Below are 20,957 nucleotides of genomic sequence, written 5' to 3'. Positions count from 1 at the left end.
TCAGGACTCCTTTCCGGTGGTGTCGGTGGTGGTGGAGGTGACAGTGGTGGTGCTGAAGTGCACGGGGTCGGGGGAGTCGGGGTCGGCGTCCTTCCCGGTGAGACCGAAGGAGGCGCCGACGGTGGCGGCGGGGTCCGGTCCGGTCTCCTGTGGCGGTCCGGCGAGGATCACGCGCCTGATCAGCCAGAACCAGATCACCGCCAGGACGGCGTAGAGAAGGGTGAAACCGACGAGGGTGACGATGACGGTCCACGGTGCGTGGTCGGAGACGCCCATGTCCACGGTCATCCGGATCATCTCGGTGCGGGAGTCTCCGACGGAGTCCGGGTTGGGGTGGATGATCCAGGGCTGGCGTCCCATCTCGGTGAAGATCCAGCCCGCAGAGTTCGCCAGGAACGGCGTGGGGATCGCGATGAGGCAGATCCAGCCGAACAGCGTTCCGGCCTTACCGGCGGGGACGCGGCCCTTGCGGGTGAACCACCAGCTGGCGGCGAGGAGGATGCCGGAACCGGCGAGCAGGCCGATCATCGCGCGGAATGCCCAGTAGGTGACGAAGAGGTTGGGGGAGTAGTTACCCGCGCCGTACAGCATCTCGGACTGCTGTTGCAGGTCCTCGACACCCTGCAGGGTCACGCCGTTGGATTTCCCCTCGGCGAGGAAGGGCAGTACCCACGGCAGTTCGATGAGGTGGGTGACGTTCTCGCAGTTGTTGTGCGTGCCGATGGTGAGGACGGAGAACATCGGGTCGGTCCCGGTGCTGCACAGGGACTCGGCGGACGCCATCTTCATCGGCTGCTGGATGAACATGAGCTTGGCCTGGATGTCGCCGGTGATGAACAGTCCGATCGCCGAGATCAGGGTGGTCCACCAGGCGAGACGGTGGGCGGGCCGATGTGCGTCATGCCGGTTGCCTGTGTCGGAGCCGGCGTCAGTGTCGGCGTCAGTGCCGGCGGTGGCTGTCCTGGCGGGCAGTTCACCGGTCTTCTGCAGGGCGAGGCGGGCGCGGTGGTCACGGACCATCCACCAGCCGGTGATGCCGAGGACGAAAGTGCCCGCGGTGAGCAGGGAGCCGGCGACGGCGTGCGGGAAGGCTGCCAGGGCGGTCGGGTTGGTCAGCAGTGCGACGATGTCGGTGAGCTCGGCGCGGCCGGTGTCCGGGTTGTACTCCGCGCCGACCGGGTGCTGCATGAAGGAGTTCGCCACGATGATGAAGTAGGCGGACAGGTTCACCGCTACCGCGACGATCCAGATGGACGCGGTGTGCAGCCAGGCGGGGATCTTCCCTGCCCCGAAGATCCACAGGCCGAGGAAAGTGGACTCCAGGAAGAACGCGACAAGCCCCTCGAGCGCCAGAGGTCCGCCGAAGACGTCGCCGACCATGCGGGAGTAGTCCGACCAGTTCATGCCGAACTGGAATTCCTGGACGATGCCGGTCGCCACACCCATGGCGAAGTTGATGAGCAGGACAGTGCCGAAGAACCGGGTGGCCCGGTACCATGCGGGTTTCTTCGTGACGTGCCAGAACGTCTGCATGGCGGCGACCATGGGGGCCAGGCCTATGGTCAGTGGAACGAAGATGAAGTGATAGACGGTGGTGATACCGAACTGCCACCGTGAGATGTCGACGACATCCATGCGTACCTCCCGGGGAAGGAATCTGGCCGGCACCGGTACGGCGCCGGAGGTGCTCTCAGACGAAATCGCCTGCACAGCAATGGTCGGACCAGTCGGCTGCAGAGTTCCTGTCGGGGGTGGGGGCTGAATTATGCGTCCCCGAACGCTGCTTATGCCCCCGGTTATAACCCCGTTTATTTCCCTGTTTTCAGTTGTGACTCACCGGGGCTGCCGGGGTGGCCCACGGGGCAGGTGAAGCGACCGCGTGAGGGCCGCGGCGTCGGGCAGGTCGGAGCATGTTCACATCACGCACCCGGAAGTTGGTGGGGAGGGGGCCAGAACAGCCTCAGGATGCGTGATGCCGACACTGCGGACATGTGGGAGATTTCCTCACTCCCCCGGTCAGACATTATGCATGCTGTAGCGGGCACTGCAGGATAAGAAAATCGCCGCGAACTGCACGTTTCATGATGGCTGACGGCGTTGAGAATGCATAATGTTGCCGACTGGTCGCCTCGGTCGCCTGGATCGGCCGCTGCGTCAGTTACGACAGTTACGTCAGTTACGTCAGTTACGTCAGTTACGACAGTGACAGGAACATCTTCTCCAGCTGCTCCTCGGACAGCTCCGGACTCTCGCCACGTTCGGCGGAGCGGATGCACTCGCGCATGCCGCCGGAGATGATCTTGACGCCTGCACGGTCCAGCGCCCGGGAGACGGCGGCGAGCTGGGTGACCACGTCCTGGCAGTCGCGGCCGGCCTCGAGCATGTCGATGACGCCGTTGAGCTGACCACGGGCCCTCTTCAGTCGGGCGAGTGCGGCGGTGGTGGTGTCGTCGTTGAGCTTCATGGTTGCGATCCTATACCCCCGTAGGTATCTTCAACTCTCACCGATACCCCCCGGGGTATATTGACGATGAAGGGAACCTCGATGACCACACGCGCTGACCGGGACGAACACGTGCCCACGACAGCAGTGGCAGCACCACCGGCAGCACCACCGGCAGTACAGACACCACCGCACGGCGTCCTGGCCCGGTGGGCCGCCTGGACCGCCATGCACATGAAGGCCGTCCTCGGCGTCTGGCTGCTCGTCCTTGTCGGCCTCGGCGCCGCAGCCCCTTCGGTGTTCAGCTCGCTGGCGGGCGCCGGCTGGCAGGCGAACGGCTCAGAGTCCGTCGCCGTCCGTGACCTCGCCCAGGAGCACTTCGGCGGCAATGCGTCCTCCGCGATCCAGGTCGTCATCCACACCGAGGACGGCACCATCGGCGACCGGGCCACTACCGAGGTCATCGAGGACGCCACCGGCCTGCTCAGCGCGGACGACCGGATCGCCGACATCATGCCGCCGACCCCCGGCGTCACCGTCAGTGAGGACGGGCGGACCGGCATCCTCATCGCCGGTGCCGCCGCCGACACCGACGACATGGTCCGTCTCGCCGACGACCTCTCCGACCGCATCACCGCCCTGGGGGCGGACACCATCGACGTCCTCCCCACCGGCCAGTCCATGCTGTGGAGCGACTTCAACCACGCGAACCACGACGCGATGATGAAGGCCGAGATGATGTCCTGGCCGGTCACGCTGCTCATCCTCGTACTGGCCTTCGGCAGTCTCGTCGCCGCCGGCCTGCCGCTGATGCTGACTCTCGCCGGCCTCGTCGCGTCCGCCGGCGCCCTGGTGCTGCTCAACATGGTCACCCCGATCTCCGTGTGGGCGATGAACTTCGCGCTGATGTTCGCCCTCGCCCTCGGCATCGACTACGCACTGTTCCTCGTCGCCCGGTTCCGCGACGCGCTGCGTCCCCACGGTGGCTCCCGACCATCCACCCGTGACGCTGTCGCCGTCACCTACGCCACCGCCGGTAAAGCTGTCCTGTTGTCCGGCATCACGGTGCTGGTCAGCCTGTCCGCCGTGCTGCTCGTGCCCGCCCCGGCGGTCCGGACCATGGCCGTCGGCATCATGCTGGCCGTGGTGTTCGTGCTCGCGGCGTCCTTCACCCTGTTGCCGGCCGTCCTCGGCGCGCTGGGGGAGAAGGTCAACGCCGTCTCCCTGCCGTTCGCGACGAAGCAGGAGCACCGCTCACCGCTGTTCGCCCGCTGGGCCGGTGTGCTGCAGCGCCGCCCGCTGGTCGCCGTCCTCGGATCCGCGGCCCTGCTCGTGTTGCTCGCACTGCCGGTTCTGGGACTGAAGGTCGCCATGCCGTCGATCGCGGTCGTCCCGGAGGACGCCCCGGTCCGTCAGGGATACCACCTCGTGCAGGACGCCATGGGCGACGGCGCCCCGGGCATGCTGCAGGTCATCACCGACGCAGAGGACGCCGGGACCGCCACTGACCTTGCCACGTCCACCGACGGGATCGCCGCGGTCACCCCGGCCTTGCCCGCCGGTGACGACTCCGGCCTCGTCATGTTCCACGCCGTGCCCGAGGTCGATCCCTCGGACGAGGAGATGACCGGCATCCTCGCGGACCTGCGGGCTGATCTGCCGGAGTCTGCCCTGGTCGGCGGTGCCCCGGCGGAGAACATCGACCTGCAGGACGCACTGGACGACTGGTTGCCGGTGATCATCGGTGTCATTCTCGTGCTCGGGTTCCTGCTGCTGCTCGTCGCCCTGCGCGCCCCGCTGACCGCCCTGGTCGGTACCCTGGTCAGCCTGCTGTCCACCGGCGCGGCGTTCGGCGTGGCCCGGCTTGTTTTCCAGGACGGGCACCTGTCCGGGCTTTTCGGCTTCGAGCCGCAGGGCTTCCTCGACGGCTGGGGTCCGGTGTTCTTCTTCGCGATGATCTTCGCCGTGGCGATGGACTACACCGTGTTCCTGCTGGCCACGGTGAAGGAACACCACGAGAAGACCGGGGACGCCCGCCTCTCCGTGACCGAGGGCATGGCCCGTTCCGGGCGCATCATCTTCGCCGCGGCGGCGGTGATGGTGGCGGTGTTCTTCACCTTCGCCCTGGCCGAGCCGTTGCCGCCGAAGGAGATGGGCATCATCCTCGGCACCGCCGTGCTGCTGGACGCCCTGCTGGTCCGCCTGGTGCTGCTGCCTGCGGTGATGCTGCTCGCAGGACGCGCCGCTTGGTGGTGCCCGGCATGGCTGCGGCGGATCCTGCCGGACGTGTCCTTCTCCCACTGACCGGGGCGGAGCCGGCATCTGAGGACCGCTTATGACCTCTCAACGACGCTTATGCCTGTTCTCGTCAACCTCCAGTACACAGACATAGGATAAAAGCATCATGAATGGTCGCCTGTCCCTCGAATCGCTGCGCTACGCCGATGCCGTCGCCGACGCCGGCTCCTTCAGCGCCGCCGCCCGACGCTTCAACGTCACCCAGCCCGCCCTGTCCTCCTCCATCGCCAAGCTCGAGGAGTACCTCGGCGGACGCCTCTTCCTGCGCAACCCGCGTGGCACCTCGCCCACCGCTTTCGGCACCGCGATCCTGCCGCGGATCCACCAGGTCATCGTCGACCTTGAGCGCGTCGAGTCCGAGGCGGAGACCTTCGCCAGCGCCGGCCACGGCACGATCCGTGTCGGCACCTCACCGCAGATCGAGAAAGCTCTCGTCGCCAGGCTGCGCGGCATCGTCTACGGTCCCGAGGCCTACGGGTCCGGCCGCCCGGGACGTCCCGGCCACCCCAACCAGCACGGCCGCGACGCGACCCTCCTCGAATCCGAGCTCGACCAGCTGGAGGAGTACCTGCAGGTCGGCGTCCTCGACATGATCATCGTCCCGGCGCTCGGCCTGCTGCCCTCATACAGTCACCGGCTGATCAACTCCGACTACCTCGTCCTCGTCGACGAGAACGCCGACCCGGCACTCTCGCCCGCAGAACAGCCGCCGGCCACCGTCCGCGAAGTCGCCGACCGAGAACTCATCCTCTCCCGCAACGGCTGCGGCATCACCCGTACCATGCAGGCGCTGATGGACGAGGCCGGGCTGCCGCTGAACCAGGCGGAGATCGAGGTCGCGAACTGTTCCACCCTGTTCAGCTGGGTCGGCCGCGGCATGGGCTCGGTCGTGCTGCCGGAGCGCAATGTCACCCCCGGCACCCCGGTCCGCCGCATCGTCCGGGACGACGGCACCTACGCCGAGATGTTCAACGAGATGATCTGGGACCCCGGTTCACAGGACGCCGTCTACCTCGACGGTCTTGCGCGGGCCCTTGCCGAATCGTCGGCGGCCCCGGCATCGTGACCCCATAAGTACCGCTGCTAACCCCATTAATATCAGCCCTCTACCTGCGATGATCGGACAATCATAGCGTTGTCGGAAGACACTTGCGGTGAACTGTCCCCGTTCCACAACCGGGGACGCCAGGTCCACCGCGCGCACCAGGAGGTAGACCAATGACAGCGGTAGCTCCGCGGGAGGACGCCGGTTCGCCGGTCACCACCGCACGGCCCGCACCCCAGGGCGGGAAGTCCCTCAAGGGCTTCCATGCGTGGGACATGCTGACCACCACCGACCACAAGAAGCTCGGGATCATGTACATCGTGATGTCCTTCTGCTTCTTCTTCGCCGGCGGACTCATGGCACTGCTCATCCGGTTGGAACTGTTCCACCCGGGCATGCAGTACCTCTCCAACGAGCAGTTCAACCAGCTGTTCACCATGCACGGCACCGTGATGCTGCTGCTCTACGGCACCCCGGTCGTCTGGGGTTTCGCGAACTACATCATGCCGCTGCAGATCGGCGCCCCCGACGTCGCCTTCCCCCGCCTCAACGCCTTCGGCTTCTGGATCACCACCTTCGGCGGCATCATCATGCTCTCCGGGTTCCTCACCCCGGGCGGCGCGGCCGACTTCGGCTGGACGATGTACATGCCGCTGGCGGACGCCATCCACAGCCCCGGCGTGGGCACCAACCTGTGGATCATCGGCGTTGGTCTGACCGGCGTCGGCACCATCGTCTCGGCGGTCAACATGATCACCACCATCCTCTGCCTGCGTGCACCGGGCATGACCATGTTCCGGATGTCCATCTTCACCTGGAACATCCTGGTCACCTCGCTGCTGGCCCTGCTGATCTTCCCGATGCTCACCGCGGCCGCTCTCGGCGTCCTCTATGACCGTCTCTTCGGCGGCCACATCTTCGACCCGGCCAACGGCGGCGGCGTGCTGTGGCAGCACCTGTTCTGGTTCTTCGGCCACCCCGAGGTGTACGTCCTGGCCCTGCCGTTCTTCGGCATCGTCTCCGAGATCTTCCCGGTGTTCAGCCGCAAGCCGATGTTCGGTTACGTCGGCCTGGTCTTCGCGACGCTGTCGATCGCCGCCCTGTCGCTCAGCGTGTGGGCGCACCACATGTTCGTCACCGGTGCTGTGCTGCTGCCGTTCTTCTCCTTCATGACCTTCCTCATCGCCGTGCCGACCGGCCTGAAGTTCTTCAACTGGCTCGGCACCATGTGGAAGGGCCGGCTCACTTTCGAGACCCCGATGGTCTTCGCCATCGGCTTCTTCGCCACCTTCCTGTTCGGTGGTCTGACGGGCATCATGCTGGCGTCCCCGGCCCTGGACTTCCACCTGTCGGACACCTACTTCGTGGTCGCCCACTTCCACTACACCCTCTTCGGAACCATCGTGTTCGCCTCCTACGCCGGCGTGTACTTCTGGTTCCCGAAGATGACCGGTCGCATGCTCAACGAGAAGCTGGGGAAGATCCACTTCTGGCTGACCTTCATCGGCTTCCACACCACGTTCCTCATCCAGCACTGGCTGGGCAACATGGGCATGCCGCGTCGCTACGCCGACTACCTCGAGTCGGACGGCTTCACGATCTACAACCAGATCTCCACCATCGGTGCACTGATCCTCGGTATCTCCGTTATCCCGTTCGTCTGGAACGTCTTCAGCTCCTGGCGCTACGGCGAGGTCGTCACCGTCGACGACCCGTGGGGTTACGGCAACTCCCTGGAGTGGGCCACCAGCTGCCCGCCGCCGCGCCACAACTTCGAGTCCCTGCCCCGGATCCGTTCGGAGCGGCCTGCCTTCGAGCTGCACTACCCGCACATGGTCAAGAACATGCGCGAGGAAGCTCACGTGGGACGCCACTTCTAGGCGCCCTCTCCACCCGGCCGCAGGCCAGGCACCGGTTGAACGACAGCCGCACCCCAGCTACGCGGGGTGCGGCTGTCGCCGTCTGTGCCCCAGGTGCGACAATGGAGGACGTGGACAACTCCCAGACCAACACCGCCGACAACGCTCACCTGACCGTCACCCTCGCTGACGGACTCACCCCCGCGGTCGTGACGCTCACCGGGCCGGACCAGCCCGGCGTGACCGCCGAGTTCTTCCGGACACTTGCCGAGCACGGTACCCAACTCCTCGACGTGGAACAGGCCGTCTTCCGCGGCAACCTCAACCTCGCCGCCTACGTCGGCTACCGGCCGTCCGAGGGAACCGTTCTCAGGGAGGACCTCGACGCAGTGCTCGAGGGCACCGGCATGAGCGTCACTGTCGACGTCTCCGACGAGATCCAGAAGGCCCGCGGACGCTCCACTCACGCGGTCATCGTCCTCGGCGACCCGGTGACCGCCGAGCACATCTCCACGATCGGTCGCGTCCTCGCCGACCACGGTGCCAATATCGACCGGATCCGTGGCATCGCCGACTATCCGGTCACCGGCCTCGAACTGAAGATCACCGTCGCGAATCCTGCGCCCGGCGGTTCCACCGAACTGCGTGAGGCTCTCGCCGAGGTCGCTCACGGCTCCGGCGTGGACATCGCCATCCAGCGCGCCGGCCTGGCCAACAAGACCAAGCGTCTGATCTGCTTCGATGTGGACTCCACCCTCATCCAGCAGGAGGTCATCGAGCTGCTGGCCGCGCACGCCGGCCGTGAGGCGGAGGTCGCCGCCGTCACCGACCGCGCGATGCGCGGCGAGATCGACTTCTCCGAGTCCCTCCACGAGCGGGTCAAGGCCCTCGCCGGCCTGGACGCCACCGTCATTGACGAGGTCTCCCGCGCGGTCCAGCTGACCCCCGGTGCGCGCACCACCATCCGGACCCTCAAGCGCCTCGGCTACCGCACCGGCGCGGTCTCCGGTGGCTTCGTCCAGGTGCTGGAGCCTCTGGCACGCGAGCTCGGCCTCGACTTCTACCGGGCGAACACTCTGGAGATCGTCGACGGCAAGCTCACCGGCCGCGTCATCGGCCAGGTCATCGACCGTGAGGTGAAGGCCGAGAGCCTCAAGGAGTTCGCCTGGTCCAACGGCATCGCCCTGAACCAGACCGTCGCCGTCGGTGACGGGGCCAACGACATCGCCATGCTGTCGGTGGCCGGTCTGGGCATCGCCTTCAACGCCAAGCCCGCTCTCCGCGAGATCGCGGATGCCACCGTCAACCACCCCTTCCTCGACGAGGTGCTCTTCATGCTCGGTATCTCCCGCGAAGAGATCGACTCCGCCGACCTGGAGGACGGGACCTACCGGCGCGTCCCGCTCGAGCCGCGGTGAGTACGGCAGACGGGACAGACCCCGACTCCACCACTCCGCTGATCCGTCGGGCCCACACCCGCCTGCAGAACGCCATGCATGTCGACCGTGACGGCGAGAACCCGGACGACCCCGCCACGGTCCAGGCCATGCCGCTGGTGATGGAGTTCCCGCATGATCCGTTGCCGGACCGTCGCGCACTGCTGGAGGCCGCCGCCACCGCCTGCGTAGCCGTCTGCCTCGATCCGAGAGCAGGGGAGGACTCGTTCTTCGCCGATGCCCTGGGCCGCTGGTACGGCGCGAGGATCCGCAAGATCGCCCGTCGGGCCCGCAACAGGAAGTGGCGGGATGTCCAGGGGATGCCCGGGGTCACCGTGTCCGTGAACGACGCCTCGGTCCGTGCTTTCACCCCCTGTCCGGTGACTGAGACCCCTGAGCTGCTCAACAAGCTGCAGATCCAGGGCGCGGACCTGGTCTCCGACCCGTCCTACGCGGACACTCCCGAGGCAGTACTCGTCCACGATGACGCGCCGGTGATCTACGTCGACGCCTCCCTGGAGATGACGGTCGGCAAGGCCGCGGCACAGGTCTCCCACGGCTCGATGCTGCTGGCTGCGGCGATGGCGGGGGACGCCGCCCTCGACTGGGCGGCCCACGGCTTCCCGCTGCATGTCTGTGAGGTGTCCGCCGGACGCTTCGCCGAGGTCCGTGCCGAGGCGGAGCAGCGGATCAAGGAAGTGACGGAGACCTCCAACAGACCTGCGGCTCGGGCCGCCGCGGTCGTGCAGGACGCCGGATACACGGAGATCGCCCCCGGCTCCTTCACCGTCGTCGCTCTACAGCGGGGCTGATCAGCCCCGGTCGCGCAGCGTGCGGCGCAGGATCTTGCCGGTGGCCGACTTCGGCACCTCACGCACGAACTCCAGCGCCCGGATCCTCTTGTAGGGCTCGACGCGCGCGTTCACGGTGTCCTCGATGGCGGTGGCGACCTCGTCCTCGGAGCGGGTGTCTCCCTCGGCGACCGCCTGGCGAACCACGTACGCCTTGGGGATCTCCTCACCGGTCTCCGGGTCGGAGGCGCCGACGACGGCGGCGTCCGCGACATCGGGCAGGGTGAGCAGCACGGCCTCGAGTTCCGCCGGGGGAACCTGGTAGCCCTTGTACTTGATGATCTCCTTGAGCCGGTCGACGATGTACACGTCGCCGTGGTGGTCCTGGCGGGCCAGGTCACCGGTGCGCAGCCAACCGTCACCGGGCAGGGACTCCGCGGTGGCGTCCTCGTCGCCCAGGTAACCGGACATGACCTGGGGTCCGCGGACCCACAGCTCGCCGTCGGCGCTGACGCCCTCGGCCGGGACCGGGATCTCCTCGAGGGAGTCCGGGTCGACGATCTTGTGCTCGGTGCCGGCGACCGGTCTGCCGACGGAGCCACGGGAGAGGTTCGCGTCGGTGTTCATGTGCGTCACCGGGCTGGCCTCGGTGAGACCGTAGCCCTGGTAGACGCGGATGTCGAGGCGCTGCTCCACCGCGCGGGCGAGGTCGTCGTCGAGCGGGGCCGCACCACTGAACACACCGCGCAGGGAGGAGAGGTCGTGGCTGTCGACCGCCGGGTCCTTCGCCAGGGCGACAGCCACGGGCGGGGCGATGAAGGTGAAGGTGACCTTGTGCTCCTGATGGGCGGCGAGGAAGGTGTTCAGCTGGAACCGGGGGGAGGTCAGCAGCCGGGCGCGCAACCGCATCGCCGCGTTGGCCAGGACGGTGAGTCCGTAGATGTGGAAGAAGGGCAGGATGCCGAAGATGGTGTCGGCCCGGTTTACCACACCGGCGGTCTCGATCTGGGCGATATTGGCCACCAGGTTCGCGTGGGTCAGCTTCACCCCCTTGGGCAGGCCGGTGGTGCCCGAGGAGTAGGGCAGCGCGGCCAGGTGCGTGGCGGGGTCGAAGGAGACCTCGGGGGGAGTGCTGCGCTCGGCGTACATCTGCTTGAGCCCGCGGGAGGCGTCCAGGTGGATCAGCCTCTCGGCGGGCAGCCCGGCAAGCCCTGCGGCCTCCTCGCCACCGTCGCCGAAGCCGGCGAGGGTCAGCAGCAGCGTCGCGCCCGAGTCCTTGATCTGGTGGGCGACGGTCTCCGGGGTGGAGAGCAGCGGAACAGGGGTCAGGACCGCACCGAGGCGCCAGACGGCGTGGGCGGCCACGAGGAAGTTCTCGGAGTTGGGGCACTGCAGCGCGACGACATCACCGGTGCGCACCCCGAAACGGTGGAACCAGCCTGCCGCGGCGTCCACGTGGCTGCGCAGTGTGGCGAAGGTGGATTCGGTGCCTTCCGCCAGATCGACCACGGCGACACGGTCCTCGTCCTCCGGAGCGAGCGAGCCGTAGATGTAGTCGTAGAGGCTCACCGGGGGGACGGTGAAGTCGCTCTGGTCACTGGTCACGGGCATACGGGTACTCCTGTGGACATTTCGACGCTGCAATAACTACATGGGCGATCCTACGCGGTAGCGCAGCTCATCCGCGCAGGCGGCGTAGTGCGCCGCGGACCTTACCCCCGTCGGTGGTGGTCCAGAACGGTGGCATCGAGGAGCGGAAGAAGGACCCGTAGCGTTTTGTCGCGATCCGTGAGTCAAGGACGGCGACCACGCCACGGTCATCGACACTTCGCAGCAGTCGGCCCGCGCCCTGCGCCATGAGCAGGGCGGCGTGGGTGGCGGAGACCTCCATGAACCCGTTGCGTCCCGCCTTGTCGGCGGCCTCCTTCCGGGCCTGCATCAGCGGGTCATCCGGACGGGGGAAGGGGATCCGGTCCATCACCACCAGCGACAGCGACGGGCCCGGCACATCCACACCCTGCCACAGGCTGAGGGTGCCGAACAGGCACGTCTCCGGCTCCGCCCGGAAGCGGTCGATGAGGGTGCCGAGGGTGTCCTCACCCTGCAGCATGATGTCGTAGGGCACCAGGGTGCGCATCTCCGCGGCGGCGGCCTCGGCGGCTCGCCGGGAGGAGAACAATCCGAGGGTGCGACCGCCGGCGGCGTTGATGAGCTGGGCCAGTTCGTCCATCGTCGTCGGCGACGCGGCATCCCGGCCCGGCGGATCGAGGTGGCGGGCCATGTAGAGGATCCCGTGGGTGCCGGCGTCGAAGGGGGTGCCGACATCCAGGGTGGTGCACTTCGACGTGGACAGTCCCCAGGACGCCAGCATCGCGGTGAACCGGCCGCCCAGGGCAAGCGTCGCGGAGGTGAGGACCACGGTGGAGTCCCCGAACAACCGGGTGCGCAGCAGGTCGGCGACACTCAGCGGGGCAACCCGCACCGCGCGCCGCGAGCGGTCACCGCCGAGCCAGACGACGTCCTCGCCGAAGATGCTGTCATCGTCGGAGCCTCCCTCGTCGAGGATCCGCACGACCGTGTCATGCAGTTCCTCGCAGGAGGAGACGCAGTGGTGCAGTTCGGCGGCCTTCTCGGCATCCTTCGCACTCTCGGCGCCGGTCGGCACGGTGCCTTTTGTACCCTGCAGCTTCGAGCGCAGCCCCCACAGGGCGTCACGCAGGGCGATGAGCGGTTCCTGCAGCTGGACCGGTACCTGCAGCCAGCGCCCCTCCGGGGCGGTACCGGCGGTGACCGCGGCCTCGACCTCGGCGGTCCAGGTGTCCGCGGCCTCCTGCAGGGCGTCCGAGCAGCCGTCGGGGCCGACCTTGGCGCAGCGCTTGGCGAGGATGGCCAGGGACGCGGCGGTGAGTTCGGCGGTCGCCACCGAGGTGATCCGGGCCTCGAGTTCGTGGGCCTCGTCGATGACCGCCACATCGTGCATCGGCAGCACGGAACTGTCCGCCATCGCGTCGATCGCCAGCAGGGCGTGGTTGGTGACCACCACATCGGCCTCGGCGGCCTCGGCACGGGCGGCTTCGGCGAAGCACTGCTCGCCGAAGGGACAGCGGGTCGCCCCGACACACTCCCGGCTGGTCACACTGACCTGACGCCACGCCTGGTCGGAGACACCGCGGGGCAGGGAATCACGGTCGCCGGTGCCCTCTCCGGTCTCCAGGATCTCCTGGGCCCAGTCACGCAGTCGGGTGACCTGGGCGCCGGTCCGGGTCAGCTCCGCCTCGTCGAGCAGGGAATCCTCCCCGTTCTCCGAGGAGGGGGAGCCACCACCGGTGCGATGCAGGCAGAGGTAGTTGTTACGGCCCTTGAGGATCGCGAAGGTCGGACGCCGCCCCAGTTTCGGGGCGAGGGCGTCCACCACCCGCGGCAGGTCCCGGTTCACCAGCTGACGCTGCAGGGCAATGGTGGCGGTGGACACGACGACGCGACGTCCGGTCTCGACCGCGTGGGCCAGCGACGGCACCAGGTAGGCCATGGACTTACCGGTACCGGTACCGGCCTGGACGGCCAGGTGGCGTTCCTCCGCGATCGCATCGGCGACGGCGGCGGCCATGGTGCGCTGCCCGTCGCGTCGGGTACCACCGAGGGTCTCGACGGTGTGGTCCAGCAGGTCGAGCGGAGACGGCGTGCCGGAGTCGGCGGGGGTGTCGCTCACAGGCCGACGAAACGCACTGACAAGGCCGGCTCGTCGCGGGACAGGGCCAGGCCCTCCCACGGCAGGGACACCAGCTGGGTGGCCAGGTGCTCCCGCGACTCGTCGAGGGTCGGCAGGTCGGCGACCGGCGCACCGTCGCGGATCAGCGGCACGGTGAGCTGCACCGTGTTGAGGACGCCGCCGAGGTCCGGGGCGTCGGCGTCGATGGACCAGGCGACCTCCTCCACGGCGGTGCCGGTGGACCGGCAGGCTCGCAGCGCCTGCTTCGCCCCACCGTGGCTGGCCTTGCCGCGGCTGCGCTTGTGGACGTGGGTGCCGTCGACCTCGACCAGCTTGTAGACCAGTCCGGCGGTCGGGGCGCCGGAGCCGGTCACCACGGAGGTGCCGGCACCGTAGGTGTCCACCGGCTCACTGCGTAGCGAGGCGATGGCGAACTCGTCGAGGTCGGAGGAGACGCAGATCTTCGTGTCGTAGGCACCGAGGGAGTCCAGCTGGTCCCGGACCTGACGGGCGAGCACACCCAGGTCACCGGAGTCGATACGCACCGCGCCGAGTCCTGTACCGGCGACCTCGACGGCGTTGGCGACACCCTGGCGGATGTCGTAGGTGTCCACCAGCAGGGTGGTGCCCACCCCCTGGGACTCGATCTGCGCCCGGAAGGCGGCCTTCTCGTCGGGCTGCCCGTCGGCGTCCGTATGCAGCAGCGTCCAGGCGTGGGCGCTGGTGCCACCCACCGGGACGCCGTAGCGCGCGGCGGCCTCCAGGTTAGAGGTCGAGGTGAAGCCCGCGAGATAGGCGGCGCGTGCGGCGGAGACCGCGGCGTCCTCATGGGTACGACGCGAGCCCATCTCGATGATCGGACGCCCCTCGGCGGCGGTGACCATACGGGCCGCGGCGGAGGCGACGGCTGAGTCGAAGTTGAGGATCGACAGGACCACGGTCTCCAGCACGACGCATTCGGCGAAGGTGCCGCGCACGGTGAGGATGGGGGAGTTGGGGAAGTAGAGCTCGCCTTCGCGGTAGCCGTCGATCTGCCCGGAGAATCGGTAGTTCTCCAGGTAACTGCGGGTGCGTTCGTCGAGGAAGGGCAGCCCGTCGAGCTGTTCGGTGGTGAAGCGGAAGTTCTTCACGGCCTCGATGACCCGGGCGGTGCCGGCGACGACGCCGTAGCGTCGTTCATTCGGCAGGCGGCGGGTGAAGATCTCGAAGGCACACCGACGGTCGGCGGTGCCGTCGGCCAGCGCGGCCTGCAGCATCGTCAGTTCGTACATGTCGGTGAACAGGGCCGTGGAGGCGGTACCGGAAGGCGTGGTGGATGCGGTCACACTGTCACATAGTAGTGATGTCCCGTTGCCGCGTCGGTGACCACCGGTAGTCTGGGTGACATGACTTCTCCTGCCGCCCCGGCTGCCACACCTGTGGCAGAGCAACTGCCGGACACACTCACCGAGGCCGACCTGCCCTGGCTGTGTATCTGCTGGGACGATCCGGTCAACCTCATGAGCTACGTCACCTACGTCTTCCAGACCGTGCTCGGCTACTCCCGCAAACGTGCCACCGCACTGATGATGGAGGTGCACACCGAAGGCAAGGCCATCGTGAGCTCCGGGGACCGTGACAAGGTGGAGGCGGACGTGAAGAAGCTTCAGACCGCCGGCCTGTGGGCCACCATGCAGCGCAGCGAAGGATGATCACGTGATCCCCTGGACGAAGAAGAAGGGTCTGGTCCGCGGTACCCGCTACCAGATGCGTCTCGAACCACTGGAGCGCGAGATGCTCGGCGATTCCGCCGTGACGGTCTCCGACGCCCTCATGGGCCGCGCCCGGTCAGCCCCGAAAGACGAGCTCGCCGAGATGACCGGCCTGCCCTCCGGTCACACGGACGCGCCGGAGGACCCGGCCCTGGCCCGTCTACTGCCCTCCTTCTTCCGCGACGGGGCGGAGGAGGTCGAGGGGGAGGCGTCCGTCACCCGGCAGTTCACCGAGACCGACATCATCAAGGCGAAGCTGATCAACCTCCGGATCCTCATCGACGCCCTCGGCCCCGACGGGTCGGTGAACATCAGCATCGGTACCGACCAGGCCGGGCCGTGGCTCAATGCGGTGGCAGACATCCGCACGTACCACTCCGCCCAGCTCGACGTGTACCGCGTGGAGCACGGGGAATCCTCCCAGGAAGCCGAGACCGCCGCGAACTACCTCGACTGGCTCGGCTACCACCAGGATACGCTGCTCAGCGCCATGATGGGCGAGCTCGACGTGCCCGACGGATTCGAGGAGGGATAGACGCCGTGGCAGCCATGTCGTCCTCCTTCGGTGCGGTCCCCGGCCGGGTCAACGGCCTGGCGGACGTCCCCGGCATCGCCGTCGGCCATGCCCCGGCCCGTGATGACGCCGGCACGCCGGTCTCCTCCGGCGTCACCGTGGTCACCTGCCCCTCCGGTGCTGTCGGTGCGGTGGACGTCCGTGGCGGCGGCCCGGGGGCCCGTGAAACCGACCTGCTCAGGCCCTCGAACTCCATGCAGGCGGTCCACGCCGTCGCCCTGTGCGGTGGCTCCGCCTTCGGGTTGGACGCCGCGGGCGGAGTCATGTCCGGGCTCGAGGAGCGCGGTATCGGATTCCCCGTTTTCGGGGACGCCGTGCCGGACGGCCCGATCGTGCCCATCGTCCCGGCCGCCGTGATCTTCGACCTGCCCGTCGGCTCACCGGCGGAGCGGCCTGACGCCGACTGTGGACGCGAGGCGCTGGTGAATGCGCTCGGCACACTCGACGAACTGCCCGGGGTGACCGGCCCGTCGGTCAACGGCTGTGTCGGTGCCGGACGTGCCGCCACCGCCGGTGCCCTCAAAGGCGGCTTCGGCCAGGCCAGTGCGGTCCTGCCCACCGGGGAGACGGTCGCCGTCGGCCTGGTCGCCAACCCGGTCGGCTCGGTCGTGGATCCTTTGACCGGCTGGCCCTGGGGCCTCGGAGCCGAGCTCGATCACGACGGTGTCGGAGAGTTCGACCGCTACTGGGGCGGGCTCCCTGACCCGGACGACGGTGGTCTGGCGGCACTGCTCGCCCGAGGGCTCGGCGGGACGAAACTGCCGCCACCGGATGCGTCCGCTGCATCCGTTGCATCCGACGGGTCTCCGCTGAATACCGTGATCGGCGTCGTCGCCACGGACGCCCCGGTCACCAAGGCCCAGGCAGAACGGCTCGCCATGGCCGCCCATGACGGGCTGGCCCGGGCGGTGCGTCCCTCCCACCTGCCGATGGACGGCGACACCTTCTTCGCACTGTCCACCGGCGGTGGGGGAGAGACCGGTGCCGGTGTCCCCGGTGAGGAACTCGCCCTGCTCGCCACGGTCGCCGCCGACTGTGCGGAGCGCGCCGTGGTGCATGCGGTGCTCGCGGCGTCCTCGATGTACGACGTACCCTCGTGGACGGAACTGATGTCGTGACCACACCTGCGTCCCCCGGTGTGCCCGCCACCACCGGTGGGAAGTCGCCGTCGACCTTCCGCCGCAGCCGCACCGGTAGGGCCCTGATCACCTCCGGGTCCTTCCTGGTCCTCATCTGGGTGCTGATGGCGGTCAACGCCCTGTCGAACTACCGGCTCACCGGCTACGGCGTCGAACCCCGGGAGCTGGAGGGGCTACGGGGGATCTTCATCGCCCCGTTCCTCCACGTGGACGTCAACCACCTCCTGGCGAACACCCCGGCATGTGCTGTACTGCTCTTCCTCATCGCCCTGTCCGGGCAGAAGGCCGTGTGGGGCTCCTCGGTGTGCACGGTGATCATCGGCGGTGTGGGGATCTGGCTCACCGGCCCGGAGAACACGGTGCATGTCGGTGCATCGATCCTCATCTACGGCTGGGTCGCCTTCCTGGTACTGCGCGGCTTCTTCGTGAAGTCCTTCGGGCAGATGGCTCTCGGCGTGGTCGTCGCACTGGTCTACGCCGGCCTGTTCTGGGGCCTGTTCCCCGGTGATCCCGGTGTGAGCTGGCAGGGCCACCTCTTCGGCGCGGTCGGCGGCGGTGTCGCAGCATTCCTCACCGGGCGGCAGGCCTCTTCTGGCCCGGCTTTCCGGAAGTAGTGCCGAAGAGCCGGTTCCGCGCGGGCTGAGCAACCTCCCGCCACTACTTCCGGACATCCGGGGCGGGGTGCCGGGGAGATCCGACTAGGATCGGACGCCATGGCAGGAGACACCGCAGGCATGGCAGGCACGGCAGAAGCAGGTTTCGACAATTCCCCCATCGGCGTCTTCGACTCCGGTGTCGGCGGACTCACCGTCGCCCGCGCGATTGTCGACCAGCTGCCGGAGGAGTCGATGATCTACATCGGCGACACCGCCAACTCACCATACGGTGACAAGCCCCTGGCCGTCGTCCGTGAGCTCGCCACCTCCATCGCCGACGACCTCGTCGACCGCGGCTGCAAGACGATCGTCGTGGCCTGCAACACCGCGTCCGCCGCCTTCCTGCGTGACGCCCGCGAGCGCTACCCGGTCCCGATCATCGAGGTGATCCTGCCGGCGGTGCGACGGGCTGTGTCCGTCACCCGCAACGGCCGGGTCGGCGTCATCGGCACGCACGGCACCATCACCTCGGGTGCCTACCAGGACCTCTTCCGCGCCAACCCGAACGTCGAGGTCTTCGCGCAGGCCTGTCCCCAGTTCGTCCCGTTCGTCGAGCGCGGTATCACCACCGGACGCCAGATCCTCGGACTCGCCGAGGCGTACCTGGAACCGTTGAAGGACGAGGGTGTGGACACCCTCGTCCTCGGCTGCACCCATTACCCGCTGCTCACCGGCGTCCTCCAGCTGGTGATGGGGGATGACGTGACCCTGGTGAACTCCGCGGAGGAGACGATGAAGACCGTCTACCGCACGCTCAACGAGGGCGGGATCCTCGCCGACCGCAGTGAAGGTGACCAGCCGGTGCACACCTTCGAGTCCACCGGTGACCCGCAGCGGTTCGCACATCTCGCCAGCCGGTTCCTGGGGCCGCAGGTCACCAGCGTGAGTCAGATCCCGGAGATCCTGCGGTGAGCACTCCGGCGGACGCGGACGTGAGCCTACGGTAAGTCCGGTCACCGCCCGGATGTCGACCTGTGGGACAATGCGTGTCATGGAGATGACGATTCTGGGATGTTCCGGCAGCCTCGCATCGCCCGACAATGCCGCGTCGGGTTATCTGCTGCGTATGTCCGACGGACAGCGCATCCTCATGGACATCGGTCCCGGCGTCCTCGCCCGCCTGCAGGCGCACGACCGTCCCGGTGACGTCCACATGGTGTTCTCCCACCTGCACCCGGACCACTGCCTCGACTTCCCGTCACTGGCCGTGTGGCAGCGCTACCATCCGACGGACGCCGCGACACGCAGGCACACGCTCCTCGGACCGTCGATCGCCCCGGTGCACCTGGGCCGGGCGTCCGCCGACAGGCTCGAGGACGTCGACGACTTCTCCGACATCTTCGACATGGTCACCTGGGGCGCACCGACCGAGGGACCGGTCGCGTTCCCCGATCCGGCCTACACCGAGCACCGCATCGGCGACGCCCGGCTCTACGCCGCCCCCGCTGTGCACCCGACCGAGTCGTACCTCATGCGTATCGAGGACGCCGACGGTTCCTCACTCGTCTACTCCGGGGACACGGCCGCCACCCCGCATCTCGCGGCCCTCGCCGCCGGTGCTGATGTGCTGCTGTGCGAGGCGACCTGGGGGGAGCGCGACAACGGCAACAACCCGCCGCAGATGCACCTGTCCGGCGAGGAGGCCGGCCAGGCCGCCGCAGAGGCAGGGGTGGGACGCCTGGTGCTCACCCACATTCCGCCCTGGGGTGATGTAGAGGGGGCACTGCGCGGGGCACGGCGCTTCTACGACGGGCCGGTGGATGTCGCGGTGCCCGACATGGTGGTCACGCCGGGGCGGTAAGGACGGGGACTTCCCGGCCGGTAGGCTGTCCGGCATGACTTCCTCCGATTACACCCGCTTCGACGGGCGCGCCGTCAATGAACTGCGTCCGGTCCGTATCACCCGTGGTTTCACCACCAACCCCGCCGGTTCCGTGCTGGTCGAGTTCGGGAACACCCGCGTGATGTGCACCGCCAGCGTCTCCGAGGGCGTGCCGCGGTTCAAGCGTGACTCCGGCGAAGGCTGGCTCACCGCCGAGTACGCCATGCTCCCCTCCGCCACCGCCGAGCGCATGCCGCGTGAGGCGCTCAAGGGCAAGGTCAAGGGCCGTACCCACGAGATCTCCCGCCTCATCGGCCGCTCCCTGCGCGCCGCCGTGGATCTGCGGGCCCTCGGCGAGAACACGGTCAACATCGACTGTGACGTCCTCCAGGCCGACGGCGGTACCCGCACCGCCTCGATCACCGGCGCCTACGTCGCCCTGGCTGATGCGCTGGCCGTGCTCCGGCAGCGTGGCGTGGTCCCCGGTGAGCCGCTGCTCGACCCGGTGGCCGCCGTGTCCGTCGGCGTCATCGACGGTGTGCCCTGCCTCGACCTGCCGTATCCGGAGGACAGTCGGGCGGACGTCGACATGAACGTCGTCATGACCGCCGAGGGAAAGTTCGTCGAGATCCAGGGCACCGGCGAGCACGCCGAGTTCAGCCGTGGCGAGCTCAACGAGCTGCTCGACCTCGCTGAGGGCGGTCTCTACGACCTCGTCGACCTGCAGCGCGCCGCCCTCGACGCCGAGCTGGGCGAGGCCGTCACCCTGGGGGAGTGGAACTAGATGGCCGTCCAGGTTCTGGTGGCGTCCCGTAACACCAAGAAGCTCGGTGAGCTCGAGCGCGTCCTCGCCGCCGCCGGCATCGAGGGCATCGAACTGCTCACCCTGCGTGATATCGACGAGTACCCCGAGACCCCGGAAACCGGCGCGACCTTCGAGGACAATGCGCTGATCAAGGCACGCGACGGCGTCCGCTACGCCGGGTTGCCCACTGTCGCCGACGACTCCGGCATCACGGTGGACGCCCTCAACGGCATGCCCGGCGTCCTCTCGGCGCGCTGGTCCGGCAGCCACGGTGACGATGAGGCGAACAACGCCCTGCTGCTCGCCCAGACCTCCGACGTCCCCGATGACCGGCGTGGTGCAGGCTTCGTCTCGGCGTGCGCGCTCGCCCTGCCGGCGGAGATGGCGTCCTCCCTCGGGAAGGACGCCGAGACGACCGTGCGCGGGACCTGGCGTGGAACCCTGCTGCGCGGCCCGAAGGGGGAGAACGGGTTCGGCTACGACCCACTGTTCGAACCGGAGGAGGCCCCCGGTAGATCCAGCGCCGAGTTGTCCCCGGAGGAGAAGGACGCCCTGTCCCACCGTGGTCGCGCACTGGCTCAGCTGGTGCCGATGCTGCGGGTGCTGGCTACAGTAGGGAACTGAAACCC

At 68.1% G+C, this 20,957-nt stretch carries 18 protein-coding genes; 13 read left to right on the top strand and 5 right to left on the bottom strand.

Annotated elements, in window-relative coordinates:
• Both Q0A27_RS12010 and Q0A27_RS12005 read right to left on the bottom strand, forming a co-directional pair.
• On the bottom strand, nt 1-1,635 hold the full coding sequence (locus Q0A27_RS12010; protein ID WP_291475772.1) for a cytochrome ubiquinol oxidase subunit I: 1,635 nt from the start codon (nt 1,633-1,635) through the stop codon (nt 1-3).
• A gap of 559 nt (nt 1,636-2,194) precedes the next feature.
• On the bottom strand, nt 2,195-2,464 hold the full coding sequence (locus Q0A27_RS12005; protein WP_291475770.1) for a metal-sensitive transcriptional regulator: 270 nt from the start codon (nt 2,462-2,464) through the stop codon (nt 2,195-2,197).
• Nucleotides 2,465-2,677: 213 nt separating this feature from the next.
• Here Q0A27_RS12005 and Q0A27_RS12000 point away from each other — a divergent pair, with 213 nt between their 5' ends.
• The 5 genes from Q0A27_RS12000 (at nt 2,678) to Q0A27_RS11980 (ending at nt 9,893) form a co-directional block, all read left to right on the top strand.
• On the top strand, nt 2,678-4,747 hold the full coding sequence (locus tag Q0A27_RS12000; protein ID WP_291475828.1) for an MMPL family transporter: 2,070 nt from the start codon (nt 2,678-2,680) through the stop codon (nt 4,745-4,747).
• A 100-nt stretch (nt 4,748-4,847) separates the two neighbouring features.
• A complete protein-coding gene (locus tag Q0A27_RS11995) occupies nt 4,848-5,807 on the top strand; it encodes a LysR family transcriptional regulator (protein WP_291475769.1) in 960 nt (319 codons plus the stop codon).
• A gap of 152 nt (nt 5,808-5,959) precedes the next feature.
• The gene (gene ctaD / locus Q0A27_RS11990) at nt 5,960-7,666 is read left to right on the top strand and encodes a cytochrome c oxidase subunit I (protein WP_291475768.1); all 1,707 of its coding nucleotides are present in this window, start codon (nt 5,960-5,962) and stop codon (nt 7,664-7,666) included.
• Between the two features lie 101 nt (nt 7,667-7,767).
• A complete protein-coding gene (gene serB / locus Q0A27_RS11985; protein ID WP_291475767.1) occupies nt 7,768-9,063 on the top strand; it encodes a phosphoserine phosphatase SerB in 1,296 nt (431 codons plus the stop codon).
• Nucleotides 9,060-9,893, top strand: coding sequence for an aminoacyl-tRNA hydrolase (locus Q0A27_RS11980; RefSeq protein WP_367273326.1), 834 nt, complete (start codon nt 9,060-9,062; stop codon nt 9,891-9,893). Before serB ends, Q0A27_RS11980 begins: the two co-directional genes overlap by 4 nt.
• Here Q0A27_RS11980 and Q0A27_RS11975 read toward each other — a convergent pair whose 3' ends face one another.
• The 3 genes from Q0A27_RS11975 to Q0A27_RS11965 all read right to left on the bottom strand — a co-directional run bounded on the left by Q0A27_RS11975 (nt 9,894) and on the right by Q0A27_RS11965 (nt 14,906).
• The gene (locus tag Q0A27_RS11975; protein WP_291475766.1) at nt 9,894-11,483 is read right to left on the bottom strand and encodes an AMP-binding protein; all 1,590 of its coding nucleotides are present in this window, start codon (nt 11,481-11,483) and stop codon (nt 9,894-9,896) included.
• Between the two features lie 67 nt (nt 11,484-11,550).
• On the bottom strand, nt 11,551-13,581 hold the full coding sequence (locus tag Q0A27_RS11970) for an ATP-dependent DNA helicase (protein ID WP_291475764.1): 2,031 nt from the start codon (nt 13,579-13,581) through the stop codon (nt 11,551-11,553).
• The gene (locus tag Q0A27_RS11965; RefSeq protein ID WP_291475762.1) at nt 13,578-14,906 is read right to left on the bottom strand and encodes a nicotinate phosphoribosyltransferase; all 1,329 of its coding nucleotides are present in this window, start codon (nt 14,904-14,906) and stop codon (nt 13,578-13,580) included. Before Q0A27_RS11965 ends, Q0A27_RS11970 begins: the two co-directional genes overlap by 4 nt.
• Before the next feature lie 60 nt (nt 14,907-14,966).
• Here Q0A27_RS11965 and clpS point away from each other — a divergent pair, with 60 nt between their 5' ends.
• The 8 genes from clpS to Q0A27_RS11925 all read left to right on the top strand — a co-directional run bounded on the left by clpS (nt 14,967) and on the right by Q0A27_RS11925 (nt 20,952).
• Nucleotides 14,967-15,272 (top strand): ATP-dependent Clp protease adapter ClpS, encoded by a 306-nt coding sequence (gene clpS, locus Q0A27_RS11960; RefSeq protein WP_014009270.1) that lies wholly within the window; start codon nt 14,967-14,969, stop codon nt 15,270-15,272.
• 4 nt (nt 15,273-15,276) lie between these two features.
• Nucleotides 15,277-15,867, top strand: coding sequence for a DUF2017 domain-containing protein (locus Q0A27_RS11955; protein WP_291475759.1), 591 nt, complete (start codon nt 15,277-15,279; stop codon nt 15,865-15,867).
• A 14-nt stretch (nt 15,868-15,881) separates the two neighbouring features.
• Complete coding sequence (locus Q0A27_RS11950; RefSeq protein ID WP_291475823.1) at nt 15,882-17,024, top strand: P1 family peptidase; 1,143 nt, start codon at nt 15,882-15,884, stop codon at nt 17,022-17,024.
• The gene (locus Q0A27_RS11945; protein ID WP_291475757.1) at nt 17,003-17,659 is read left to right on the top strand and encodes a rhomboid family intramembrane serine protease; all 657 of its coding nucleotides are present in this window, start codon (nt 17,003-17,005) and stop codon (nt 17,657-17,659) included. The genes Q0A27_RS11950 and Q0A27_RS11945 overlap by 22 nt, the downstream gene beginning before the upstream one ends.
• A gap of 99 nt (nt 17,660-17,758) precedes the next feature.
• On the top strand, nt 17,759-18,613 hold the full coding sequence (gene murI, locus Q0A27_RS11940; RefSeq protein ID WP_291475756.1) for a glutamate racemase: 855 nt from the start codon (nt 17,759-17,761) through the stop codon (nt 18,611-18,613).
• A gap of 79 nt (nt 18,614-18,692) precedes the next feature.
• On the top strand, nt 18,693-19,502 hold the full coding sequence (locus Q0A27_RS11935; RefSeq protein WP_291475755.1) for an MBL fold metallo-hydrolase: 810 nt from the start codon (nt 18,693-18,695) through the stop codon (nt 19,500-19,502).
• A 34-nt stretch (nt 19,503-19,536) separates the two neighbouring features.
• A complete protein-coding gene (rph, locus tag Q0A27_RS11930; protein WP_291475754.1) occupies nt 19,537-20,307 on the top strand; it encodes a ribonuclease PH in 771 nt (256 codons plus the stop codon).
• Nucleotides 20,308-20,952, top strand: a complete 645-nt coding sequence (locus Q0A27_RS11925; RefSeq protein ID WP_291475753.1) for a non-canonical purine NTP pyrophosphatase — start codon at nt 20,308-20,310, stop codon at nt 20,950-20,952.
• The last annotated feature ends 5 nt before the right edge of the window (nt 20,953-20,957 follow it).

The organism is Corynebacterium sp. (assembly GCF_022712275.1).
Classification (GTDB): domain Bacteria; phylum Actinomycetota; class Actinomycetes; order Mycobacteriales; family Mycobacteriaceae; genus Corynebacterium.
The sequence above is the reverse complement of the archived record's forward strand: the minus strand, read 5'-3'. Positions and strand labels throughout refer to the sequence as shown.